General features: G+C 57.1%; 3 protein-coding genes and 1 pseudogene. 2 read left to right on the forward strand and 2 right to left on the reverse strand.

The window, feature by feature from the left end; all coding sequences use genetic code 11:
* On the forward strand, positions 1-225 hold a 225-nt coding region (locus A9975_RS09540), incomplete at its 5' end, for a transposase (protein WP_183032474.1).
* Here the strand turns inward: A9975_RS09540 and A9975_RS09545 are convergent.
* On the reverse strand, positions 179-526 hold the full coding sequence (locus A9975_RS09545; RefSeq protein ID WP_183032475.1) for a hypothetical protein: 348 nt from the start codon (positions 524-526) through the stop codon (positions 179-181). The genes A9975_RS09540 and A9975_RS09545 overlap by 47 nt on opposite strands.
* Positions 527-1,717: 1,191 nt before the next feature.
* Positions 1,718-2,293 (reverse strand): hypothetical protein, encoded by a 576-nt coding sequence (locus A9975_RS09550; protein ID WP_255503130.1) that lies wholly within the window; start codon positions 2,291-2,293, stop codon positions 1,718-1,720.
* 322 nt (positions 2,294-2,615) lie between these two features.
* Here A9975_RS09550 and A9975_RS38010 point away from each other — a divergent pair.
* Positions 2,616-2,743, forward strand: a pseudogene (locus tag A9975_RS38010) (IS256 family transposase); the annotation flags it as partial.

Raw genomic sequence — 2,743 nt, forward strand, 5'->3', positions numbered from 1 at the left:
GAGCAAGGCCGGCTGAAGCTGTTCTACCTGCCGCCGTATTCTCCTCACCTGAACCCCGACGAGCAGGTGTGGGCGCACGTGAAGCGGCAAGTCTCCAAGCGTTTAGTCCAGGGAAAGAACGAAATGAAGAAATTGGCGAGAAGTGCGTTACGTCGCATTCAACGACTGCCTGAGTTAGTCAAGTCGTTCTTTCGCCAGCCGGAGTGCCAATACGCTGCGGCCTGACAATACTTTCTGAAAAGTTAGTAGCTGCGCGAACGTGTTCTGCCTGTGCCAGAAGACGCAACTCGATCACGCGAAGTTCTTCGGAAACGCTATTGCCGCTCGCCAGCGAGGCGAGCGTGGCATCGCTCAGGAGCGAATCGCGCGCGCCTTCATCTACGAGCCGCGTGAGAGCAAAGCAAGCGCGCTGGACTGCGAACAACGTGGAACGGTCGCGCACGGCATCCCGGAACGCGGCTTTCGCCTCGGCCGGCGCATCCTCGTCGGCAAAGATGTTTGAGCGGAGCTTGATTTCGATTTGCATGTTGAAGTCCTTTGAAGGGAATTCAATTTTCGAGCACGCAAAACGGTGGGCCTCTCCGCCTTTTCCTATTTGTGCAGTTCAGCGCGAGTGTCGCCAGAAGTTGTACAAGGCCCCGGCCAAGCGATTACAAGTCGTCTCGGAAGGTGTTGTGCTGCATCGCTGCCCATTTGCGAAGTATCGCAAATGGAGTTGCGAAGAATCACAAATCCCTAGATAGGGAAGATTGAAAACCAGATGGTAAACAAGGTTCCCGGCACGCTTTGCGTCTTCTGGGGGCGCATGAGGCAGGGCCAGTCCGCAGCAGGGAGGTGTCCAGCCGAGTTGTGCGATGCCGGCAGCGGCCGTTGCAACCTGCACCGCGAGTGCCGAATCAGCCGGAATGGCTATAGGGTGCAGAAATTGCACCGCCAAATAAGGGTGCAATCCACGACATGAAAGGGTGCAACGGTTTGCACCCGCAAGTAACCGCCAATAACCATCAAGAACCGTCAGGGAATCATAAGCAGTCGCCTAGCGGCGAAGATGGGTCTTCGCAGTATTTTGGCGCACCCTCTCACGGCGCACTCTTACGTCACGAAGTCTTGTCGATGGCCCAGCCACAAACCCCTTGAGCGCTAGAAGCCACCAGGGGCTGTCAGTTCGATTTTCTCCCTTGGGTTCACTCTCCCTGGTCCGGTCAAGAAAAATGCGCTCTACACCGCTCTCCACGCGTCGCAGTGCCATCACGGGATTGCCATGGGGCCGTCACTGTCCCGCCAGACGAGGAATCCACGTCGCGCTTGCGCGGCAGCTTCTTGTTTTTGTCTTTGTCTTCTTCTTTATCTACCTCTTCCTCTACCTCTTGGGGCGTTGCTGAAACGTTACCTCCCTGTTTCATACGCTCACGGTAGGCGCGAACCCGCTCTGTGCTTGAGTCCGATCGCATCTGCCGGTTGCCCCAGGCAACTGGCAGAAGGGTCTGCGCATCCACCAATCCGACCTCAGAGAGACGCGCAGCACATCCTCCAGCGTGCGCACATCGAGCCCGAACTCACAGAACAGCACTGATTTGCCGCGTAGGGATGGCAACTACCAAAGGAGTTCAGAAATTGAACAGGGAGAGGGCAAGGTGACCCCGCAATGAGAAAAGCCCCAGAAGGCTTTGTTTCCGCGGCTTTCTGGGCTTCCGGCCCTGCGGTTATCCGTGTTCAGTTATTGAAGCGATACAGCGGCTGCCTGTTCAGTTTGTGATGCGATGAATCGGCCTATCGATTCAATTTCTGAACTGATCGGGTTCAGCTTCTGAACAGGGGCTTTTTTCTTCGGTGCCTGCTTTCTTCCGCCTTCCGCGCGTAGCTTTTCGAATCCTTCAGTGAGGGCGCGCTCGGCATCGCGGACCGACTCGAAGCGCCGATAGTCGTGCGTCGCTTTGATGTGCTGTACGCCCACCTTGGGCTGCTCGAATACCTCCAGATCAGTGAAGCGATACAGGGTGCAAACACGAGTTCCCATTTTCAGCCCTCCCTCTCGCGTAACGGCAAGGAATCCCATAGCGCGCAGTTCGTAGAGCGCCTTAGCGAGCGTTGCTGACGACGCCCAACCACGATGCTTCATCTCAGACAGTGCGGCGTTCAGGTTGCCATTGTTGGTGCCGGTGACCGTTGCGCGTAGATCCATGAACAGCTTCACGGCAGATGGTCCCAATACCCGCCACGCCGGACTGTAAATCAGGGTCACGTACACCTTCACATATCGGCCGTTGGGATCACGTGGCGTTCTTGTTGCCATGTCCTATACCTCCCAGGAACCGCCCGCAGGTGGCGATGATTCCTGTGCGTTCCGGTTTGCAGGCGTAAAGGCTCCCCCCGACTGCCCGAGCAGTCGGTTCAGATGCTGAGCCATAGTGTTAGGCTCCCAGCGTTTGCCAAAAGGTCGCTGCGATGCGGCGAAGGGCAGCGCAGTGGCGGTTGTAACAGCGCGAGGCGACGAAGGAGCTAAAGTCGAAACTGGTGTACGGACGGGGAATTTGAGGCGCGGAGTAGAGGGCGGTGGAGCTTTCCGCTGAGAATCTGATTGTCGAGATCGGAAACCAGCACAAGAAAGGTCCACCATGAGCAAGGATAAGGGGAAAGAAGCAGTCGGTCTATCGGAAATCGGGCTTGGGCTCGAGGAGCTGATCAGGCGCGGGGCCCGGCGGGTCATCCAGGAGGCGATTGAAGTGGAGCTGGCAGAGCTGCT

It is taken from the genome of Cupriavidus sp. UME77, from assembly GCF_014170355.1.
Lineage (GTDB): Bacteria > Pseudomonadota > Gammaproteobacteria > Burkholderiales > Burkholderiaceae > Cupriavidus > Cupriavidus basilensis.